Here is a 22582-nt window from a genome sequence, read left to right on the forward strand (position 1 = left end):
AAGGAAACAATCATGAATACTCACCGTCTAACTGCCGTCGACTTTGTTCGCGGGTTTAGTGTACTCATCATGGTCTGCGTACATACGCTGTGGATGTATGGTTCCAGTTATACCCAGGGGCAATCGTTACTGGGGGAGATTATCCATTTACTTGGCAAAGGCACCGCTGCGTTCCTTATTGCTATGGGGATTTCCTTATTGCTTTCTCGGCATCATAGTCCGCGAGCCTTGGCAAAACGGGGCGTAACTATACTCGCGCTGGGCTATGGTATGAATGCACTGAAGTTTGTGCTCCCTATCGCCCTTGGGGTATTACCTGAGAGCTTTATCAATGCGTATGGCTGGCAATCGCCGTTACAACTCCCGCACTACCTGTACTTGCTGGGCACCGGCGACATTCTGCAAATGGCTGGGCTCTCGCTACTGTTGTTAAGCCTTGTGGTGCACCCAAAGCGCAGCCCATGGCTTTATATTGCCTTAGCCTTGCTCGTTGCTTTTGTGACGCCGCTGATACGCGGCTGGCAAAGCGGTATGACTGGGCTGAATTACCTGAGTGATCTTTTTGTCGGCGCGCAGTTTAACGTCTACTTCCCGGTATTTCCATGGCTGGCGTGTGTGCTTTTTGGTCTTGCACTATCAGCGCGGCTACGCCAAGGCCGCCCTCTTGCGCGCAGCGCCCTACATCTTGGCTTGCCGTTGCTAATCGTCGGCGGCGCGCTTTGCCTATGGGATAAAGACACTCATTTTAATGACTTTTTCCATCTTGGCCCCGGTGGTGCCTTGTATTTAAGCGGACTGAATTTAGTCGCACTCGCGGCCATCGATAAGCTGTTGCGCTTAAGCCAAAACTGGCCTGTGCAACAACGGATTATGACGGTGTTGACCTACTGCTCCCGCCATGTAACCAGCTTATACATAGTGCAATGGGTACTGGTGTGTTGGGGCATGGCGTGGGTTGGCTTTAAAACCCTCTCGCCTTGGCAATGCGCCGCGATGATGCCGGTGATGTTACTGCTCACTTTCGCGATTCATCGTCTTTTATTTGTACGTCAGAGGCAGCCTGCCACCACGCAGCCCCACACTCATAAAGTTATTGACTGAACTACTTTATCAACCAGATTGAGAACGAATTATGACGAAAAATACTGTATACACGCACTCTCATCCACTGTTAGGCACGCTTACCTTTCGTGCTCTGGATCTTGAACACGACTTACCCCTGTTGGTGCAATGGTTGCATCATCCGCAAGCCCATTTTTGGGGCGCAACGCAGCAATCTGCCGAAGAAATTAATGACTTCTATCAAGCACTCAATAACGACCCAGCGCAGCATGCTTTTATCGTCGAAATCAACGATAAACCCAGCGCGCTTATCGAGGTATATCAACCGCAGTTACTAAACCTTGAGCAGCACTTAAATCTACAAAGCGGTGACTTGGGCATGCATTTGCTTTTGGCACCGGCGCACTTGCCCGTGCACGGCTTTAGTCTGGGGGTGATGACGTCGGTCTTACACTTTATGTTTACTGAGCTTGATTGCGAGCGCGTGGTGGTTGAGCCGGATGCCGGTAACCACAAAATTCATACCCTTAATTTAAAAGCGGGGTTCAGCCATCACAAGGTGATCCAGCTAGGTGATAAAACGGCGCTGCTAGGCACTTTAACGCGCGCGCATTTTAATTATCTCAAGCAGTTGCCTGAACGCTTTGATAGCTCAAGGCAAAGCCCAGAAAAACAGCGCATAACACCGAGCCTGAGTGGCCGACACTTGGATGATGAGTCATGGCAATACGCCAATCGTTTGCTGATCGCGAAAATGCTGAGCGAATTTTACCATGAGCGTATCTTTACCTACGACCAAGATGCCGAGGGCTACTTGCTCAGCACCCTCGGCGGACACAGTTATCATTTCCAAGCCCACGCCATGGCGCTCAACCATTTGCAGGTTGACCCGCACAGCATTACCAAAGTGCACCTTGGGCAACACCAAGCCCTAGACGCCATCGCCTTTGTGTTAGAGTGCAATGATAAATTAGGCATTGCCCAAACCATGCTGGGCACCTATTTGGAGGAGCTTGCCAGTACCCTCAGTGGCTTCGCATTTAAGTATCGCAATAACAGCCTCAGCAGTGCCCAACTAGCACAGGCTGATTTTCAGGTGATTGAAACGCAGATGACTCAAGGCCACCCCAGCTTTATCGCCAACAATGGCCGCATCGGCTTTAATGCTCAGGACTTTCACCAGTACACGCCAGAGGCGGCCAGCGCATTTAATATTGTTTGGCTTGCATGTCATAAACACCACACCACCTTTAAGAGCACCGCCGATTATAGCTATGAGGTTTTAATAGCGCAGGAGCTCGACATCGCCGAGCGACAACGCTTCGATGCTCAGCTAGGCGAGCAAGGGCTAAACCCTGACGACTATTACTTATTCCCCATGCACCCATGGCAGTGGTTTAATAAGCTGGTGCATGTTTACAGCTACCACGTAGCGCAAAAACAAATAGTATGCTTGGGCTACAGCCAAGATAAATACTTACCGCAGCAATCCATTCGCACCCTGTATAACATCACAAAACCGCATAAATGCTATGTGAAAACAGCCTTATCGATTCTCAATATGGGCTTTATGCGCGGCCTTTCCAGCGCGTATATGAAAGTAACCCCTGCCATCAACCAATGGTTATTTGATTTAGTTGCCGGTGACGATTACCTGCGCCAGTGCGGCTTTATACCGCTTCGAGAGGTGGCAACTCTGGGCTTTGACGAGCAGTATTACACCCACCCGGCGCTCGGTGATAACCCCTATAAAAAAATGATGGCGGCACTGTGGCGAGAAAATCCACGCCATTATATGGATGACGACGAAAGCTTAGCGACCATGGCCAGCTTACTGCATATTGACACCCAGGGTCAGAGCTTTATCGGCGCCAAGATTGCAGCGTCTGGGCTCTCGCCACAGCGCTGGTTAGCGCATTACCTGCAGGCCTATATGATGCCTCTGTTGCACTGCTTTTATCAATACAATTTGGTGTTTATGCCCCACGGCGAAAACCTGATTTTACGCTTTAAAGATCATATCCCCGTTGGGGTGTTCATTAAGGATATCGGTGAAGAGATTGCACTATTGAATAGTGACATGGCCATCGCCGACGAAATCAGCCGGATCAAGATTGAGGTACCTGAAGAGGTGGCGGTTCTGTCTATTCTTACCGATGTGTTTGACTGCTTCTTCCGTTATTTGGCGGCGATTATGGTCGATGCCAAGCTGGTGAGCGAAACAACATTTTGGTGCTGCGTGGCAAAGAGCATTCATGCATACCAACAGGCTCACCCCGAGCTGCAAGACAAGTTTGCCAAACATGATTTGTTTGCGCCGTCGTTCCCGCTGTCTTGCTTAAACCGCTTACAACTGCGCAATAACCAACAGATGGTGGATATCGCCGACCCCGCCAGCAGCATGCAATATGCCGGTGACTTGCGCAATCCGCTTGCCGATTATGCCGATGTCAGCGAACGAGCATAACAAAGCCATTGAGCAGCAATTACGCCAACAGTGCTCAGTGTTGGCGTTTGCCGAGCCGCGCCCGGGTGACATCTGGTTTGCGAATAACCACCTTGAGCGGCAGCCATGGCAGGCGTTGTTGACCCGGCTAAACGCTCGCGCCGAGAAGCTGAGCTCAGCGTATCTCAGCGTTAATAGCTTTTTGCAGCTTAGCTGGCAACCGCTTTACCTGAGTGTTGCCTGTGTCGAAGGGTTGCACTGCGTACCTCAATTAGACGTGATGCAACAGCAGCTGCACGCCAGTGGCAGTATTTATGGTCTCAGCGCAGTGACCTATCAATATGTTGATAAGTGCATAGATAAGCAAGTATTAAGAAAGCAGTGCCATACTCAGCTGTTAACACTAAGCCAAGGTTGGCAGCAGCACATCGCAAGGTATGCGGGGTTAAGCCCAGGATTAGCCCAACGACTGCTTAGTGACACGTTAACTTCGGCACTGTTACATGCTGGCGGGTACGGCAACGAAGCGCACCTGCACCAAGCGCATCAAGGTTGGCAACAGCTTTTTTATCCGCGCTTTCGGCAAACCATTCACGACTCACAGGGTCAATACCACAGCTCACGTATGACGTGTTGCCTGCACTATCAACTCAAGGCACAAGAGGCTTGTCAGAACTGCCCTATCAAGTGCAAAGCACAGCAAAGCGCATAAAAAAGCCCCTAGATAGGGGCTTTAGCAGGGTAGAATAATATTAGAAAGTAACGTTCACGTTAGCGAAGAAACGACGACCTACGACATCGTAAATTGCCTCATCACCGCCGCTTGCTTGAATGTAAGCCGGTGGTAACTTATCAGTTAGGTTACGTAGACCCAAATCAACGCGGGTGTTATCTGTTAGCTGATAACGCGCTGATAGATCATGTGTGATCATGCTGCCAACATAAGATGGTGAGATATCTTCCTCAATATCTCCCTCAGGTGACACATCGAAGCGAGCCGAACGGTCGGTGTAACGAGTTGTCCACGTCAGGTTCAAATCCTGCCAGCTATACTGGACAGTGAAGCGACCTTGCCATTGTGGATCACCTACTTCGCCGTCCTCTACGTCCACGGTATCAGGACGATTTTGGAATTCGAACTCTTCAAGTTCAAGTAAGTGGTTAACAAACAAGTTAAAGGTTAGCTCACCATCTACATCAAAAGCAGCAAGGTCGGTGCGGTAATCGAAGTCTGCCTCGATACCACTGGTTTTAATTGCTGCGGCATTTAAATAGCCCGAACGGATAAGTTCAATGTCGTTGGTTTCAGGGTTACGGTCAACCTGAGCACAGAAGTTACTATCTGGTGCGCCTGCTGCATCAACACAGTTTTCTGCCACCGTCTCTGCTGAGATAAATTGAATTGCATCTTCAATCTCGATGTCGTAGTAGTCGACCGTCATTGAGAAATTATCAGCAAAGCTTGGTGTCCAAACGATACCTGTGGTTAGAGACGTTGATTGCTCTGGTTTCAAATCAATGTTACCACCACTTAGAATATCAACACTCACTGCGTCCTGCGAGACAAAGCCATCAGGAATACCTAATGCAGCACAGTTCGCGGCACGATTCGGGTTATCGTTAATGTTCGCTGCATCACAAGGGTCTGAGATATTTTGGAAACCAGGAGAAACTGGGTCAAAGGCCTCGGTGATGTTTGGCGCACGTTCTGCTTCGCCATACGTACCGCGAATGCGAAGATCATCAATTGGTTGATACAGTAGACCTACTTTCCAAGAACCGCTTGAACCCGTGTGCGAGTAATCAGCTGAGCGATATGCTGCATCTAATGTCAGCTCTTTCGCGAAAGATAGACCCGAAAGAAGTGGTAAGCTTACTTCAATAAACCCTTCGGTAACATCATACTCACCGTATGCATCAGGTGTGGCAGCGGTGGTAAGGAAACCAGCCTTAGCAAATTCATCGGTAATTGTCTGCGATGTCTCCTCACGGTATTCGAAGCCAGTTGCGATACCGATTGGTCCACCTTGCAACTCGAAGAACTCTGCAGAGTCAAAAGAGATGTATCCACCAATCACTTCTTGGGTAATCTTGTCAGTACGTGTTACATCAGCACTCACCCAGTCTTTTGCAGCTTGCGACGCTTGGTTGAAGCCAAATGGGTTGTAAGGAGCACAAGCACCACCATTTACACTTGCAGGGTCGCTGTAGTCATCACCTTGCGCCGATGCCACTTGGCTACGACAGGCTGCTTCGCCAGTAGCCGGATCAATGACTGAATCAAGCGCGGCAACGAAGTTATCTGGAATAAGATCGTTTAAGGTATTACGCACATTGTCGGTGCGCCCGAATACATAGTAAGTGTCGTATGAGAAGTCAGTTTCACTTAAAGTGAATAGACCTTCGAAGCCACCAACAAAACGGAAAAGCTCTCGCTTATTCGACGCGCTACGGTTACCAAGCTCACCAAAGAATTTTGAAAAGCCAATTGTTTCATACCCTTGAGAAAGAAGATCTTGGCGTAAGGTTTCGTCTAAATAAGGGTTATCTTGAACATTTACAGACACGTTACCGAAGCGGAAAGAGGGCTGGAATTGCTGTTTGATATCAGAACGAACAAATTTAAAGTCACTGTAGAAGGCGTGATTATCAGTGAAATCAAAGCTAAATGACGAAGCTACGGTTGTTTTATCTAAATCAGGATAAACATTCTCATAATCTTGTGTCTTGAAGCAGTATTGACACCCATCAGGGAAGCTACCAAATGCACCGTTTGAAGAGTACACACGTTCAGGCATTTGTACCGGTACGCCATTCTCGTCGAAAGTCCAGTTAACATCTGCAGAAATAACACCATGCTCACTAATAAGCTCTGACATTACGTTAGGCACTGTTAAACGGTCAGGGATGCCGTCTGTCTCTCCGGTATCTTCTGGGTTAGCAACACTACCATAATGCTGGACTTGGCGAATATCATTTGCCATTACTTCAGCGATACGGTCCTTACCTGCGAAAAAGGTAACGTTACCACGGCCGTCAAACACTTCAGCACCACCAGTAACACTGAAAGAGTGGTTTTTAGTACCCACACCCTCAGTAGAGTTACCTACGGAACCATTAAATTCAAAGCCTTCATAATCGTCACGAAGGATGATGTTTACAACGCCAGAGACGGCGTCTGAACCATAAATCGCAGAGGCACCACCGGTGATCACTTCCACACGCTCGATCAGTGCTGAAGGGATAGTGTTAAGGTCCACCTGTGCACTACCTGGCGCACCTGCCACGTGGCGCTTGCCATTTACTAACACCAACGTCCGTGAAGCGCCCAAACGACGCAAGTCCGCAGACGTAACACCAGCAAATTCGTTACTATCATTGTTACCAATGAGCGTGTCTGTCGAACCAATTGCAGGTAGCTCTGCAAGTACACTACCTAAATCTGGCACACCTGCTTGAGCGATATCTTTAGCGCCAATCGTAACAATAGGTGCTGGTTGAGAAAGCTTAGGCTTAACAATTCGAGACCCCGTAACTTGGATTTTTTCTACTTCTTGTACGCGATCAGAATCTGCTGCAAATGATGCATTTGTGTGAGCGACTGCGCCAATGACTACGGCCGATTTGACCGCCAGCGCAAGCTTGCTAAATGAAGTCATAATTATTCCCTGTAAACTGATAGTTGTTTATTTTTCTAAGAATGAAACCCATATAAAGGACTGGGTTCAGGAACAATTAGTATCACAAAAAAAAACAATTGGAAGCCTAAAGAGACAAATTTTTAACTTAAATAACAATGAGTTGTAACAGCAAAGATGCAAACTAGTGTAATTTTTTTTAAATTTATGTTTAATTTTTTAACCTTTAAAATCATGCCATTGCCATTTAAGGGACATAAAGAAGGCGCAACTTATCGAAAACACTCCTAATAAATAGCTGCGGCGAAATTCTCACTGCTAAACACAGCACACACAAACAAAAAAACAGTTGCAAATAATGAAATAAAAAATCAAAGGGCAACATAAAATGCGCTATTAACAAAAAACTCTAATGCTGATTGTTAAAAAGGAGTGATTAAAATAGCGAGGTTCCCTAAACATTCTTCAAGGACTCCCAGCACAGCTTGCACCATGATTTTGGTCGAGGCTTTCACTGACCTATGAGCTCTTAGTCTTGAATGCTATTTAACAACATGCTCCAGCTCAATTTGCAGCTGTCTACTTGTGGCTTGGGCTCAGGTAATAACAAAATAGGGAAAACAAAAGAATAAAAATAGAAAGGAGACTTGTAAAAACCATTTAAATGTAAAAGATAAAAACTGACTCCACCTTTATCAAGCGTTAAATGAAAGGTGATGATAGAAAAAGGCTCCTAGATTGAAATCTAGGAGCCAAGTTTTTTATCAATCTACATTAGAACTTATAGTTAAAGCCCACAGTTAAAGTGCGACCGTCTAGATCGTAGAACTCACCATCATCATACAGTACAGGGTTACGAGGTGGAGTGCGATCGAATACATTTAACACACCACCACGCACTTCTAGATTGTCCAACACTTGATAACGCGCCGTTAGATCCCACTCTGTGTAAGAAGGTACATCGTTATAGTCGTTATCTTCTGATGTCCACTCTCTATCAAGCACCGTGGCGTGACGATAGTTTGCCGCAAGGGCAACAGTTAGATCTTCCCAGTAGTAGTTAGTCATGAAACGAGCTTTCCAGCGAGGACGATGATATTCGCCTTGGTAACTACGCTCATCTTCAGCTTTACCAGTGTTGTTTTGAGTACGCTCGTCCAAGTAGGTAGATACTAATCGGAAGTTAAACTGACCAAAGCTTGTATCTAAGCCATAGTTAATTTCAACATCGGTACCAGCGATAAAGCTCGTTGCCGCATTAACTGGCTTTTGATAGAAGTTATCGATTTCTAGGGTTTCTGGGTTACGCTCAATCAAATCGCAGTAAGGATTATCTAAGCTTTCAAACTCATAACAACCATTAACCACAGTAAGCGCTTCTGGTGATACGATCATTTCTTCGATATCGAATTCCCAGTAGTCCACTGTAATAGATAGATCTTCAACAAATTCAGGAGTATATATAAAGCCAATAGTCCAGTCGTTTGCTGTTTCGTTATCTAATTCGGTGTTACCTACGACAAAGCCTGGGTGGTTAGTTGACTTCCATAGGTTAGATGGAGCCCAACCCTCAGGGATCCCCGCTGCACGGCAGTTACGCTCAATGTTCTCGCGATATTCACCGGCGTTATCAATTTCACCTTGTTCACAAGGGTCGTCAAAAGATGCGAATGTCTGCGCGGCAGGTTGATAAAGCTCAGAAATACTCGGTGCGCGAACAGATTTTGAACGGTTAATACGAAAACGCAGTTCATCGTTCAGTACATAGTTAAAACCAACCTTCCACGCGTTATCAGTCCCTGTTGAAGAGTAATCCATGTAGCGGTAAGCCAATTCAAAATACACTTCATCAGCAAAGAATGTATCAACAACAACAGGAACCGAGAATTCGGCCGCAAGCTCTGTTACGTCAAACTCACCTTTAAGCGCATCTGATTGGTTGTTGAAAATAAGCCCCTCGCGCATTGCAGGATCAGGCAAAGTAGATGATTTTTCTTCGCGATACTCGGCTGAGAAAGCCGCAGCAAGTGGGCCAGCAGGAAGTTCAAACATGTAGCCAGAAACCGTACCCGCAATCACAGTTTGGTCAATTGAGGCTCTGCGTGTAGCATCGGTTCCAACATAATCTAACGCTTCTTGTGACGCTAAGCCTTTACCCCAAATATTCAATGGAGAACAGCCTGCTTTGGCACCGATCACTTCACCGTCTGCATCACGCTCAGCACACACAATATTGCCATCAATTTCTACTGCATCAATAGCGTCTCTAAAGCGTTGTTCGAATAGCTCACCATACCAAGTCGTGTCTGACTGAACATGGCCTTTGGTAATATATGCGTCATAGCTCCAATCGTCATTGATGATGCCTTCGAAGCTTAGCGCACCACGAATAAGGCTACGTTTTTGGTCGTACTGACGGTGACCGAACAAATCAGCTAGGTAGTAAGCATTGAACGTGTCCATACCTTGATCAGCAAAAAACTGCTTTGTTTGGTCATCGAAAAATGCATTATCTGTACTATTGCCACCTAGGTAGAAGAAAGCTGGCGATGACTCACCATATGCTGACGTATTTGAATATGTCATTTCAAACGCCATAGAGTGATCTTCAGCCAAATCGTAGTTTACATTGATCGACGCATTTAGACGTTCCAGTGGCGTACGAACATACTTGTGCTCTAAGAAGCTATAGCCATCACCTTCGCCAGTATAATATTGAGTATTACGGCTACCTGGTGTTGAGCTTGCAGGAAGAAAACCTTCCGCTGCGAACGGACGGATTGAGCCATCATCGCCAAAGGCGTAGTGGCCACCATCGTTAGCAAAGAAGTCACCATTCTTACTGTAGATAAATAATGATGTAGAACCTTCACGATCTAAAGTAGTACGCCCTGAAATGCCATCTTCGTTATCGACATTACCTGGGTGATCTAAGCTGATTACACCATTACGAATGAAATCACGCTGGTCACCTCGTAATTGTTCGTTTTTGGTGTAAGTAATGTTAGCAATAAAGCTACTATTCTCACCTTCGTCACCGAAAGTAAGTGATGTGTAATATGATTCGCCGCCGTCTTGCGTAGGTTGAGAAGTAGAGGCGTCGATTTCCATTCCATCGAATGACTTTTTAGTAATAATGTTTACAACACCCGCGACTGCATCGGAACCATATACTGCAGAAGCACCACCTGTTGAAATCTCAACACGGGCTATCATAGAAGTTGCAATGTTGTTCAAATCAACTGCACTGCTGCCAGGCGCACCGGCAACAAAGCGTCGACCATTAACAAGTACCAATGTACGCTCAGTGCCTAAGCCGCGTAAGTCGGTATTGTTTAAGCCATTTGCAAACACACTGTTGTTAGTTGTTTCTGGGGACAGACCTACTGTTGAGTTAGGCATTTCAGATAAAAGGTCAGCGACATTGGTAATACCAGCGTCAACCAAATTATCACCGCTAATCACCGTAACCGGAGTTGGTGATAGCTCGCCAATACGTTTAATTTTTGAGCCTGTTACTTGAATACGTTCTACTTCTTGGTTTTGGCCGCCCTCTTCCGCTGCCCATGAAGCACCCGTGTGCGCTACTGCGCCTAAAACCACAGCCGATTTTACAGCAATGGCTAACTTGCTAAATGAAGTCATAGTTATCCCTATTAAAAATGAAGTTCGTTATTTTTATGTGACTATAACCCCTATAAAGGGCCTAGCCTGAAAACATTTTGTAACACAAAGGAATAAAAATAAAAGCTTTTCTAGACAAAAAATTTAACTTAATTAACAGCAGGTTACACTACCATCAATTTACTTTTGTTTTACTTTATTTAATTTTTTGTAAAGGAAATAATGATGAGAATACATCTTTAAAAATGATTGATTGCAAAAAATATGTACAGAAGCGAATTAAAACAAGAAAAATAAGGGGTAGAGACATCAAACCCAAAAGGTACAAGTTGCAAATTAAGAAATAATGAAGAAACGGATACTTATAGAATAAATTAACATCTACAGAGATTCGCTACAATTACCTTTAATTGCAAAAAAACACCCTATTGCTATTTTGGGCACAAAAAAAGCCCCTACGCAGGGGCTTTGTTAATTTTAACTTTACCTTAAAAGGTTACATTAACATTTGCGAAGAAGCGGCGACCTACTACATCGTAGATGGCTTCGTTACCACCACTTGCCTGGATATAAGCAGGAGGTAGTTTGTCAGTAAGGTTACGAAGACCCAAGTCTACGCGCATGTTATCTGTTAACTGGTATCGAGCAGATAGATCGTGAGTAACAATACTGCCTACGTATGCAGGAGAAATATCCTCTTCAATATCCCCTTCTGGTGATACATCAAAGCGCGCTGAACGGTCAGTGTAACGTGTCGTCCACGTAAGGTTCAGATCCTGCCAAGTGTACTGAACAGTGAAACGACCTTGCCATTCAGGGTCACCCACTTCACCATTTTCGACATTCACTTTATCAGGACGATTCTGGAACTCGAAATCTTCTAGTTCAATCAAGTGGTTAATGAACAGGTTAAAGGTAAGCTCACCGTCAATATCAAAGTCAGCTAAGTCAGTACGATAGTCAAAGTCGGCGTCAATACCACGTGTAGTGATAGCTGCCGCATTTAGATAACCAGAGCGAACTAGCTCAATGTCGAACGTTTCTGGATCTCGGTCTACTTGGCTACAGAACGCCTCATCAATACCGCCAGCCGCATCAACACAGTTGTCTGCGATACTTTGTGTTGCGATGAATGAAATCGCATCTTCAATCTCAATGTCATAGTAGTCTAAGGTCATTGAGAAGTTTTCAGCAAAGCTTGGGGTCCATACTAAACCACCAGTAAATGAAGTTGACTTCTCTGGTTTAAGGTCCGGATTACCACCACTTAGCGTATCCACACTCACGTTATCGTTAGCTTGGAAGTCAGCTGGAATACCCAGCGCAGCACAGTTTGCACGACGGTTCGGGTTATCATCAATGTTATCCGCATCACATGGATCGGATACGCGACCGAAGCCTGGAGATTGTGGATCGAACGCCTCTGCAATGTTCGGAGCACGCTCTGCTTCGCCGATAGTACCGCGAATACGTAAGTCATCGAAAGGTTGATACATTAGACCGACCTTCCACGAGCTGCTTGAGCCAGTGTGTGAGTAGTCTGCAGTACGATATGCCGCGTCTACTGTCAGTTCTTCAGCGAACGACATACCTGCAAGGATCGGGAAGCTCAATTCGATGAAACCTTCACTTACATCGTACTCACCGTATGAATCCGGTGTGGCCGCTGTGGTTAAGAATCCTGCTTTAGAGAACTCATCAGTAATGGTTTCTGATGTTTCTTCGCGGTATTCGAAACCGGTTGCAATGCCGATTGGGCCACCTTGTAGCTCGAATAGTTCTGCACTATCAAACGCAACGTAACCACCAACAACTTCTTGGGTAATTTTGTCAGTACGCGTTACATCAGCACTTACCCAATCTTTAGCCGCTTGTGACGCTTGGTTGAAACCAAATGGATTGTATGGCGCACAGTCACCACCATTCACACTTGCTGGATCAGTATAACCTTCACCTTGCGCAGAAGGCACTTGGCTACGACATGCCACTTCACCTGTAGCAGGATCAATTACCGCGTCCAGAGCAGCAACAAAATTATCAGGAATAAGATCGTTCAAGGTATTACGAACGTTGTCTGTGCGACCAAACACATAATAAGTGTCATAAGTGAAGTCTGTTTCACTTAACGTGAAGTACCCTTCAAAACCACCTACGAAGCGGAATAGCTCACGCTTGTTAGCAGCGCTACGGTTACCAAGCTCGCCAAAGAATTTCGAGAATGTTGCAACTTCAGTACCTTGAGAAAGCAAGTCTTGACGCAACGTTTCATCTAGGTACGGGTTATCTTGAACATTGATAGCCACGTTACCAAAACGGAATGAAGGCTGGAACTGTTGCTTGATATCTGAGCGAACAAATTTAAAGTCACTGTAGAAAGAGTGGTTATCACTCAAATCAAAGTTGAAAGTTGAGCCAACAGTTGTTTTGTCTAAATCAGGATAAACATTTTCATAATCTTGAGTCTTAAAGCAATACTGGCATCCATCAGGGAAACTACCAAAAGCAAAGCTATTGGTGAATTCGCGCTCAGGCATAAGCTCTGGCACACCATTATTATCAAATGTCCAAATTGAACCAGCGGCTCCAAATGGATTGATAACACCGTTCTCACTGATACGCTCTGACATTACATTAGGTACGGTTAGCTGATCTGGAATACCATCTTCTTCGCCAGTGTTCTCTGGGTTTTGAACCGTACCATAGTGATTAACTTGACGAATATCATTTGCCATTACTTCACGAATACGATCTTTACCTGCGAAGAAAGTAACGTTACCGCGGCCATCAAACACTTCTGCACCGCCAACGATGCTGTAAGAGTGGTTTTTAGTACCAACACCTTCTGTAGAATTACCTACAGAACCATTAAACTCGAAACCTTCGAAGTCATCACGAAGGATAACGTTTACAACACCAGAAACTGCGTCAGAACCATAGATAGCTGATGCGCCACCGGTGATAACCTCAACGCGTTCGATTAGCGCCGCAGGAATAGTATTTAAGTCCACCTGAGCACTACCAGGTGCACCGGCAACATGGCGTTTGCCATTTACCAAAGTTAGAGTACGAGCTGCACCTAGGCGACGTAAGTCAGCAGAGGTTACACCTGCTAGTGCGTTGCTGTCGTTGTTACCAATCAGAGTGTCTGTCGAACCTATCGCCGGAAGCTCTGCGAGAACACTACCTAGGTCAGGTACACCTGCTTGAGCGATGTCTTTTGCGCCGATAGTCACGATAGGGGCAGGTTGAGATAGTTTAGGTTTTACAATACGAGAACCTGTAACTTGAATTTTTTCGACTTCTTTGACTCGGTCAGACTCTTCCGCAGCAATCGCGGTGCCCGAAGCAACAGTGCCAAGCAACAAAGAATATTGAATAGCTTTGCTAATTGAAGATTTGTTGAACATTGTTAATTCCCTGAATTTATTGTTATAAAGCGAACCATGACAAGCACTATGTTTAAATCATGTAACTCACAACATACTTTTTACATATAATTCTCAACTTTTACAATAAAAAACAGCACTATTTTCGTGCACCACTAATAATTATGTAAATAAATCTTTACCTGGATTAATTTTTGTTCTGATTATGTCAATTTGTATGACTTATTACCTCATCTCGGGTAACTGCAACACATGCATTCACCTAGCGACGACTTAGTCGTCAATAAAAAACCCCAAACTAACTGAGTTCGGGGTTTTATCATTGCGTCAGTGCTTTGCACTGCGTGTTTATAGTTACTCGAAAGTCACTGTCACTTCATTCGAACAAATATCGCCTTCTTGACAGATTTGATAGGTGTAAGAAGTTTGGTCTGCGCGGCGTTCAAAGTCACGATAGCCACCGGTATTGGCAGTGCTTTCTAAGAACTCGCCATTACGGTACACATCCACTTGCTCAGCGCTGCTTCCCTGCCATGCCAGTTCAACGCGCATAAAGCCTAAGCGTGTTTTATTAGCACGTACCACTTCGAGTTGCACATCATCTGCGCTTAAAGTGACTTCTTGAGTTAAGGTATCACTGTTACCTTCACTGTCGGTCACAGTCAGGCTTACACTGTACGTGCCATAATCCGCGTAGGTATACATAGGGCTAGCATCAGAGCTGCTGGCACCGTCACCAAAGTCCCACATCCAGCTAACAATATCGCCGTTCACATCAGAACTTGCATCGGTAAACTGCACGCTTAGGTCATTAACGTCATAGCTAAAACCTGCCTGCGGCGGCTGCGCCGTTACTTCGCCAATGCCTGTAAGGTTAAGGGTCCAAGCGTTTAATGTCCCCGTGTCAGCACCTACATTATCAGACACCGTTAGCGTCCAATCACCGGTGGCCACTTCACCATTAAAGGCCTCTGAGTTGAAGGTTTCGTTAATGTCATCCGCACTACCGCCACTGCGATTATGGAGCGTAGCTACCGTGCCTGATGGCGAAGTAAGCGTGACAATCAAATCGCCAATCCAAGTGTGGCTGATATCTACCAAGGTATTGGTATCAAACACCGTGACGTCATCTGCAACAGTGATCACTGACGTGATACCTGTTGCGTCATTATCAGGAATGTCCACAGTAGTGGTGTTTTCATAGCTAAACTCAGTTAACCCCTGAGGTAATACGTATAGCTCAACTGACTTTTGCTGTGCTAAATCACCCGAGGTTGCATCAATGGTAAAGCTATACTCACCCCATTGAGTTTGCGCTGTTGTTGGTACGCTCAGCGTTACCACATCACCTGGCTGTGCAGTATTGCTCGACAAGCTTGCGCCATCAATGCCTGCAACGAGCGCAAGGTCGATTGTTCCTTGCCACTCGGCCACCGAACTAAAGCTCAGCTCATAAGTCGCAGTGTCACCGGCAACAATCTCTTGGTTACGGGGCGCAGCCGTCATTCTAAAGCCTGGCTCAGGGTCAGCATCAATCACCGCCTGGTTCACATTTAAACGTGTACCCGCAACGGTCATTCCATCTAAGTCAGCATTCGCATCGCCACTGCTCATTAGCAATTGCTTCACTTCTACTGCACTCAAGCTCGGATTCACCGACAGCACTAACGCTGCAGCGCCTGCAACATGAGGCGTGGCCATTGAGGTGCCAGAGTAGGACGCATAACCGCCCCCCGGCACAGTAGAGAGGATAGCGCTGCCTGGAGCACCCATATCAACACTTGTTAAACCCCATTGTGAGAACCCTGACATCGCATCGGTGTGCGTTGTACTGGCAATAGAAAGCACTGATTCATGCTCATAGCTCGATGGGTAGTGAGGGTTAACATCGTTATCAACCGCGTCATTACCTGCGGCGGCAACGAAAAGAATGTCGGCATTCTCGCTCGCCGTAATGGCATCCGCAAGCGCTTGGCTAAAGCCGCCGCCACCCCAACTGTTGTTGGTAACACGAATGTTGTGACCGTCATTTTTCAGGGCCACGAAATAATCGATACACTCAATCGCATCCGATGTTGAACCCGAGCCTGTAGCACTGAGGAACTTACAACCAGCGATGGATACTTCGTGATTTACACCGACAACACCCTCAGCATTATTACCGGATGCGCCGATGGTGCCAGAGACGTGCGAGCCATGACCTTGGTCATCCATAGGATCGCCGTCGCCGGTGATGGCATTAATACCGTGAACATCATCAATATAGCCGTTGCCATCGTTATCCACACCGTCACCAGCAACTTCACCTGGGTTCACCCACATGTTCATGGCAAGATCGGGGTGTGAGTAATCAACACCAGTATCGATAACACCGACAATTACATCTGCGGAGCCGGTGGTAATATCCCATGCTTCAACAGCATCAATATCTGCATCCTCTGTACCACCTGTTTGCCCAAGGTTATGAAGGCCCCATAACTCGTCAAAACGGCTGTCATCAGGCACGCCTAATGCTTTTACTTGGTAATCTGGCTCGGCATATTCCACACCAGGGTGCTTATTAAGAGCCGCCAAGGCTTGTTTGGCGCTGACGCCATCGAGTTTAAAATTGGCAAGACGACCACCAAGCACATGCTTGTAGCGATCATCAACTTCATCAGCATTCAAATCGCTGATTTTTGCTTTGACTAAAGACCGTGCTTGAGCACGCACTGCGGCAGAAGTGCCTTGTTTGAATACCACAAGGATGCTGTCGTCATTGTCAGTGGCAGCTGTATCTTTAATGTGAACGCCCGCGTGAGCGCTTAATGAAAGTACCGGAACGAGCGCTAAAGTCAGCGCAGATAGTTTGGTTTTCATAGATCTATTCCATAGAAGTTGTCTGTGTGGCCCGAAGGTACACAGAAGTAAGTATCTCTTCTCCAAAAGAGCACATACGCAGTCAATGTGTGGCAACCTCTTTGTTGTAGCGACTGTTTTAGGAACACGCAAAACAAAAATGAATAGAAAGTTAAAAACCACTCTTTTTTGTTAAATTTAATCCATAAAGATTGAGTCTCTCATGCTTTTTTTTGATCCCACTTCGAGCAATTTCAACTCATTTTTTCTCATGCTTTTTTGGTAGCAGCCGCTAATCTCCACCATGAAAATCTACAAAAACAAACACAAAACACTGATTTTAATAAACAAATAACCAACCATAAAAATTGCTAATTTATCTGCTTTCAAAGTGAACTTAGAGTGAATACCTCGGTAGGAAAATGAGTATTACTAATATTGATACCTTGCAGCACCAATCCATGCACTGTGCATGCAACTATCAGTGACCCAGGAGGGAATATGGCTCGTTGCAATTACTCAACAAAGCATTGGAAGCAAGTTTTTCCCATGCATGCGCGTAATTGCAACTTAGTGACGAGTGTTATTTCTCTCCCAACGCTTACCGAACTCTTAGGCTTCTCCGTATTCCAGCGCCCGGCTACTTATTTACCGCTAAGGCAAAGGAATGACGCCATACGCACCAGTGACCGTTGGCTTTTACTACTGCCAACACCTTTTAGGACAACAACGCTGCGCTCGTTCACACGCTTTTTTGATTAACCCAGCTCAGGTCGGCAACCCTGAGATGAGCCTTTTCATTTGTAACGTCGTCGCAGTAATAACAAACAACAAGGAGATAAGCGTGAAGCTTTCTAAATCTATTTTAACCTGCGCCATCGCGATGGCCCTATCAACAGGTGCTTACGCACAAAGCGAAGACAAACCTGGGTCAACATCTGCACTTGCTAACGTAGAGCGTGCAGCCGCCGTTGGTAATGAGCTCACAATTTCACAAACGTCTGTACAGGGTTTAGGTAACAGCGCCAGCTCTTTGCAACAAGGCGACGCCAACCTTACTGAGATCACCACGGTAGGTGATGGTAACCAAACAGATGCCATGCAAATAGGTAACGGCAATGTGGTGTTGGTGACCACACAAGGCGACAACAACCAGCAATCTTACAACCAAGATGGCGAAGCGAATGGCGCATTAAGCGAAGTGACTGGCAGTGACAACCAAATCGCGGTTGAGCAAAACGGCACTGGTTTCTTAGGCATCAACAATGAGGCCATCAACGTGATTGGCGGCGATGCAAACCAAATTAATGTTGTTCAGGGCGACGGCGGGCACTGGTTCTACAACCTGGATATGCAGGGCAATGCCAACGTGGTTAATGCACAGCAAGCTGGATTATGGAACGAAGCGCAATTTACGTCGGTTCAAGGTGACGCCAACGAACTGAGCGTAGAGCAGGATGGTTTTTGGAACCAACTATCCGTCACTTCTATTAATGGCAGCATGAACGAATTTGCCAGTGAACAGCTAGGCGATACCAACGTCATCAGCATTGGCGATATTTTCGGAGATGAGAACGAACTCGCTGTTGAGCAGGAAGGCGCGAATAACAGCACTGATATCGTCTCTATCGAGGGCAATGAAAATGCTCTGTCAATTGATCAAGAAGGCAGCGCGAATACTTTTGAGTCGGCTCTATTCTCTGGTGATGGAAACGAGCTAAACGTTATGCAAATGGGTGATAATAACGCAGCATCAGCTGAGGTATTAGGCGATGAGAACGATTTCAGCGCAACCCAAAATGGCAGTGGCAACGAAGTATATCTTGGCGTGCTAGGTAACAACAATGAGTTTGATGCCATGCAAATCGGCAACGATAACGCCACGCATGTTGTTAACTTCAACGGTAATGACAACGACGTAGCAGTTGCCCAATCTGGTGACATGAACACCGCTGTTATTGAATCATCTTACCCAGATCCAAGCATTGCCAGCAACGATAATGATATCGCTATTACTCAAAGTGGCATGGGCAATGAAGCTGTATTGACCATGGGCTCAGTGATGGAAAGCTCAAGCAACCAAGTCGACTTGGTACAAAGTGGTGAGCTCAATGCTATCGACCTCATGGTAGAAGGCAGTGGCCACAGCATTGATATCGCCCAAGAAGGCGGCATGAACATGGTTGCCGGCATGGGACAAGGTGCGTTCGCAGTCGCAGGTGAAGGTAATACTGTGTCTATCAGTCAACTTGGTGAGGGTAACTTGGTTGAAGGCTCGGTTATGGGCACTGGTAACACCGTTGCTGTCACTCAAGTCGGTGACTATAACTCTGCAACTGTTGTACAACAGTAAAGCTCTAATGGGAGGGGTAACCCTCCCTTTCAGCCGATGATGAAGTATTTTCTCAGCACCCTGATTGTGCTCCTTGCCCTGACTCACACGTCAAGCAAAGCACAAGAAGTGGAAATTGACGGCCTCGTACTCGATCGCAGTATTAGCCGCTTTGGCCACCAATTTTACTTTAATTTCTCACAGTTATGGCGCGATCTACCTGATACCAGCGGCACCAACGTGGTGATCAAAGAAACGGTGCTCCCTCGTGCTGGCACCCGCCTTGAAGTACTCATGAATAATGAATTGGTATACGTCACTTTTATGGGCCGACGTGGTGGGCCACTTAAAGAGCGCGTCGAAAGCGCGATGTTCGCGATTATGGACGCCATGGCGCGCGCCAGATTTAAACAACACTCCCCTGATCTAGCAGCAAGTGGATGGTAAAAATGAAAACAATAATTTATGCACTTTTGCTTTGTGCGTCACTGCCACTGATGGCCACTGAGCTTGTATACAAACCTATTAACCCATCATTTGGCGGAAACCCGTTAAATGCCAATATGTTGCTCTCTAAAGCACAAGCCCAAAATAAGCACCGGGCCCCTATCAGTGAAAAAACCTATGGTGAAAAGTTTCAAGAATCGTTGGAGCGTACTTACCTCAACCGCATGGTTCGTGAAATTACCGATATCGCCTTCGGTGACGATGTTGAAGACAGTATTTTTAACCAAGACTCCATCTTTATGAGTGGCGACTATCAAATCCAGATTATCACCAGCACCCCTGATAGTATCACCGTGCAAATAACCAATACCCTAGATGGCACTGTCACCGTAATCGAAGTACCGAGGTTTGGCTAATGAAACGTATATGTGCATTTTTACTATTGGCTTTGCTTAGCGGCTGTTCGGCTATCACCTCGACTGTGCCCCCAGATGAGCAAATTGCTGAGCAATTGGCGCTCACAGAAACCTTTGCCGAACTAAAAGCGCTACCTAATCCCAGAGGCGCAATTCCCGTCTCAGTTTATTCATTTCGCGACCAAACGGGGCAATATAAGCCGCAAGAAAACGTCAGCTCGTTTTCTACCGCCGTAACCCAAGGTGCGAACTCTATTCTGATGCAAGCGCTGCATGAAACCGACTGGTTTGTGCCCGTGGAGCGTGAAGGATTACAAAATTTGCTTACAGAGCGAAAAATCGTGCGAGCGGCGATGAGTGATAAGGGCGACAATGCCCCAGAGCTGCCGCCATTAACCACCGCCAAAATCATTCTTGAGGGCGGGATCATCAGTTACGACAGTAACGTAAAAACCGGAGGCTTAGGTGCAGAATATTTTGGCATTGGCGCCTCAGAGCTGTACCGTGAGGATGTTATCTCTATTTATATGCGTGCGGTCGATGTGCGCACCGGGCAGGTATTGCTGTCGGTTGCTACCAGCAAAAAAGTACTCTCACAAGAGATGCGTGCTGGCTTTTTCCGCTATGTGAGTTACAAGCGCTTGTTGGAAGCCGAAGCAGGCTTCAGTGATAACGAACCCATGCATATTTGTGTCACGCAAGCGATTGAAAAAGCACTGACGTTACTCATAAAAGACGGCATTAACAAAGGGGTATGGTCGGCGCGAACCAGTTGATCACCTCGGCACTGACACAATAAAGGCGCCTCGTTTGGCGCCTTTATTTTTGCTCAATGGTAACCTCGCGCTCAATAGCACGCTGAGCAGGTTATTGACGCTGTTCCATGACGCGAGATGCCACCGGAATATAGCGCTGTGCCCAATTGGCCAATTCAATACGATTACGCGAGTTGGTCTTACGAAAAGCACTGTATATATGCGTTTTCACTGTGTGATTACTGATGTTCAGAGCGCAGGCGATATCATCATTTTTAGCCCCCTTAGCCAACAATGAAATCACCGACTTTTCCCGTGCGGTTAGCACACTTAAGTCGATGTCGCTGTGGCGTTGCGCCGATAGCGCATCGGTGGCGGGGAGCTGTTGAATTAGATCGCCAAAGGCATTGGAGATAGCCTTGCGGCAAAACCATAGCTCGCCGCCGAGGACGCGGCGCACGCCTTTAAACATATGCTCAGGACTGTCATCGTTATAAAGCGCGCCTTTGAGATTCGCCAGCAGCGCTGTGCGTTCGTTGAGCGCGTGGCGCTGAGCATTAAACACCGCAACACTGTGCTGGCGCGCTAACTGAATGATCTCCTCGCTGAGCATTTCTTGGCAATCACAATACGCAGCATCCACTAAAAATAGTGCAATGTGTTCGCGCTCACCCACCTCAGGCAGGCGGGTATCGACCTTAACGGTTGTTGCGAGCGTTTCCAATACTTTGAGTAACAACAAGAAATCGTCGCTTTGAGTATTTGCATTATCTTTTGTTAAGACAAACAACTGCTTGTTATTCATTACTTCTTCCTCTGAAGCACCCAAACACTGGGGGGGAGCATTGAGTGTACCTATTTAAGCTTTACTATCAAGACTAACTCCGCACAAAATAAACATCTTGTTTACATAACAACAATAGAGCTAAGCCTCTAACAACGCCTTTATTGCATCATAAGAGTGCAAAAATGCACTCTGTGAACTAATAAATTTAATGGCATCTAGAGATAGTAACCACTCGCAGACATTCATTTTATATTCAGCTAATTTTGCGCTTGAACGAATAATTGCAAAATAATCACTAATTTATCTAATAAGGCCTGCTTGAGTGTTCAACAAGGCATACAACTTGCGCCACCACATTTGTCTTTTAGGGTATTGCACGGCCACAGATTCAGGGTCTGCAGCGCCAGCATGATAGTGAGTGACAAATTGCATCCCTAGGTAGGTGGCAGTATGGATGAAAGGGTCCACAAACGCTTGCGGCGCCCGCTCGGTATAACTAGTGGAGAGCAAGGATGCTTGCTTAGTGCGCAGTTGTCGTAACTGGCTACGCAATTGGGGCTGATCCATGTATTCCGTGAGTCTATCAAAAAACGCCTTCATCTGCGGTGTGGTGTTATACCAATAGACGGGCGATGCAAATACCCAATGGTCAAACTCCAGTAATCGCGTGATTAACGCGCGGAAATCATCGCTTTGTTCGCGAATATCATACCGATACGGATTAATCTGATAGGCGTCTAAATCAATGAATTGCGCACCTAGGTGTCGGGCGAGAGTGTCGGCAGCTTGGCGGGTGTTACCTTGGCTTCTAGCACTTGAAAAAATAATAACATGTTGGTTCATAATTGCTT

General features: G+C 46.2%; 13 protein-coding genes. 7 read left to right on the forward strand and 6 right to left on the reverse strand.

Annotation, left to right across the window (positions count from 1 at the left end; translation table 11 throughout):
• Positions 1-12: 12 nt before the first annotated feature.
• Genes MHM95_RS06935 through MHM95_RS06945 form a run of 3 tightly spaced genes read left to right on the forward strand, consistent with a single transcriptional unit; the run spans position 13 to position 4220 of the window.
• Positions 13-1101 carry a heparan-alpha-glucosaminide N-acetyltransferase domain-containing protein gene (locus tag MHM95_RS06935; RefSeq protein ID WP_239384812.1) on the forward strand — a complete coding sequence of 363 codons (1089 nt, stop codon included), beginning with the start codon at positions 13-15 and terminating at the stop codon, positions 1099-1101.
• 31 nt (positions 1102-1132) lie between these two features.
• A complete protein-coding gene (locus tag MHM95_RS06940; protein ID WP_239384813.1) occupies positions 1133-3529 on the forward strand; it encodes a GNAT family N-acetyltransferase in 2397 nt (798 codons plus the stop codon).
• A complete protein-coding gene (locus tag MHM95_RS06945; RefSeq protein ID WP_239384814.1) occupies positions 3471-4220 on the forward strand; it encodes a (2Fe-2S)-binding protein in 750 nt (249 codons plus the stop codon). The genes MHM95_RS06940 and MHM95_RS06945 overlap by 59 nt, the downstream gene beginning before the upstream one ends.
• A 40-nt stretch (positions 4221-4260) precedes the next feature.
• On the opposite strand, the gene MHM95_RS06950 is transcribed toward MHM95_RS06945, so the two are convergent.
• The 4 genes from MHM95_RS06950 to MHM95_RS06965 form a co-directional block, all read right to left on the reverse strand.
• Positions 4261-7167, reverse strand: a complete 2907-nt coding sequence (locus MHM95_RS06950; RefSeq protein WP_045978890.1) for a TonB-dependent receptor — start codon at positions 7165-7167, stop codon at positions 4261-4263.
• Between the two features lie 753 nt (positions 7168-7920).
• Positions 7921-10791, reverse strand: a complete 2871-nt coding sequence (locus MHM95_RS06955) for a TonB-dependent receptor (protein ID WP_239384815.1) — start codon at positions 10789-10791, stop codon at positions 7921-7923.
• Positions 10792-11258: 467 nt separating this feature from the next.
• Complete coding sequence (locus MHM95_RS06960; protein WP_239384816.1) at positions 11259-14177, reverse strand: TonB-dependent receptor; 2919 nt, start codon at positions 14175-14177, stop codon at positions 11259-11261.
• 333 nt (positions 14178-14510) lie between these two features.
• Entirely contained in the window at positions 14511-17015 is a 2505-nt protein-coding gene (locus MHM95_RS06965; RefSeq protein WP_239384817.1) for a S8 family serine peptidase, read from the reverse strand.
• An 823-nt stretch (positions 17016-17838) separates the two neighbouring features.
• Here MHM95_RS06965 and MHM95_RS06970 point away from each other — a divergent pair.
• From MHM95_RS06970 to MHM95_RS06985, 4 genes are read left to right on the forward strand one after another with little or no spacing between them, the layout of a single operon-like run.
• Positions 17839-19347 carry a curlin gene (locus MHM95_RS06970; protein WP_130145952.1) on the forward strand — a complete coding sequence of 503 codons (1509 nt, stop codon included), beginning with the start codon at positions 17839-17841 and terminating at the stop codon, positions 19345-19347.
• A 39-nt stretch (positions 19348-19386) separates the two neighbouring features.
• Complete coding sequence (locus tag MHM95_RS06975) at positions 19387-19773, forward strand: CsgE family curli-type amyloid fiber assembly protein (RefSeq protein ID WP_045978886.1); 387 nt, start codon at positions 19387-19389, stop codon at positions 19771-19773.
• Positions 19767-20189 (forward strand): curli assembly protein CsgF, encoded by a 423-nt coding sequence (locus MHM95_RS06980; RefSeq protein WP_022945045.1) that lies wholly within the window; start codon positions 19767-19769, stop codon positions 20187-20189. The genes MHM95_RS06975 and MHM95_RS06980 overlap by 7 nt, the downstream gene beginning before the upstream one ends.
• The gene (locus tag MHM95_RS06985; protein ID WP_022945044.1) at positions 20189-20965 is read left to right on the forward strand and encodes a CsgG/HfaB family protein; all 777 of its coding nucleotides are present in this window, start codon (positions 20189-20191) and stop codon (positions 20963-20965) included. The genes MHM95_RS06980 and MHM95_RS06985 overlap by 1 nt, the downstream gene beginning before the upstream one ends.
• Before the next feature lie 91 nt (positions 20966-21056).
• Here MHM95_RS06985 and MHM95_RS06990 read toward each other — a convergent pair whose 3' ends face one another.
• Together MHM95_RS06990 and MHM95_RS06995 are read right to left on the reverse strand one after the other, a co-directional pair.
• A complete protein-coding gene (locus MHM95_RS06990; protein WP_022945043.1) occupies positions 21057-21749 on the reverse strand; it encodes a response regulator transcription factor in 693 nt (230 codons plus the stop codon).
• Between the two features lie 282 nt (positions 21750-22031).
• On the reverse strand, positions 22032-22574 hold the full coding sequence (locus tag MHM95_RS06995) for an NAD(P)H-dependent oxidoreductase (protein WP_235418639.1): 543 nt from the start codon (positions 22572-22574) through the stop codon (positions 22032-22034).
• Positions 22575-22582: the final 8 nt, after the last annotated feature.

The organism is Pseudoalteromonas sp. CnMc7-15 (assembly GCF_022347925.1).
GTDB lineage: Bacteria > Pseudomonadota > Gammaproteobacteria > Enterobacterales > Alteromonadaceae > Pseudoalteromonas > Pseudoalteromonas ruthenica.

Bases quoted from the DNA above. Each gene is read 5' to 3' on its own strand.
- MHM95_RS06935 (WP_239384812.1), top strand. From the start codon at position 13: ATGAATACTCACCGTCTAACTGCCGTCGACTTTGTTCGCGGGTTTAGT.
- MHM95_RS06940 (WP_239384813.1), top strand. From the start codon at position 1,133: ATGACGAAAAATACTGTATACACGCACTCTCATCCACTGTTAGGCACG.
- MHM95_RS06945 (WP_239384814.1), top strand. From the start codon at position 3,471: ATGCCGGTGACTTGCGCAATCCGCTTGCCGATTATGCCGATGTCAGCG.
- MHM95_RS06950 (WP_045978890.1), bottom strand. From the start codon at position 7,167: ATGACTTCATTTAGCAAGCTTGCGCTGGCGGTCAAATCGGCCGTAGTC.
- MHM95_RS06955 (WP_239384815.1), bottom strand. From the start codon at position 10,791: ATGACTTCATTTAGCAAGTTAGCCATTGCTGTAAAATCGGCTGTGGTT.
- MHM95_RS06960 (WP_239384816.1), bottom strand. From the start codon at position 14,177: ATGTTCAACAAATCTTCAATTAGCAAAGCTATTCAATATTCTTTGTTG.
- MHM95_RS06965 (WP_239384817.1), bottom strand. From the start codon at position 17,015: ATGAAAACCAAACTATCTGCGCTGACTTTAGCGCTCGTTCCGGTACTT.
- MHM95_RS06975 (WP_045978886.1), top strand. From the start codon at position 19,387: ATGAAGTATTTTCTCAGCACCCTGATTGTGCTCCTTGCCCTGACTCAC.
- MHM95_RS06980 (WP_022945045.1), top strand. From the start codon at position 19,767: ATGGTAAAAATGAAAACAATAATTTATGCACTTTTGCTTTGTGCGTCA.
- MHM95_RS06985 (WP_022945044.1), top strand. From the start codon at position 20,189: ATGAAACGTATATGTGCATTTTTACTATTGGCTTTGCTTAGCGGCTGT.
- MHM95_RS06990 (WP_022945043.1), bottom strand. From the start codon at position 21,749: ATGAATAACAAGCAGTTGTTTGTCTTAACAAAAGATAATGCAAATACT.
- MHM95_RS06995 (WP_235418639.1), bottom strand. From the start codon at position 22,574: ATGAACCAACATGTTATTATTTTTTCAAGTGCTAGAAGCCAAGGTAAC.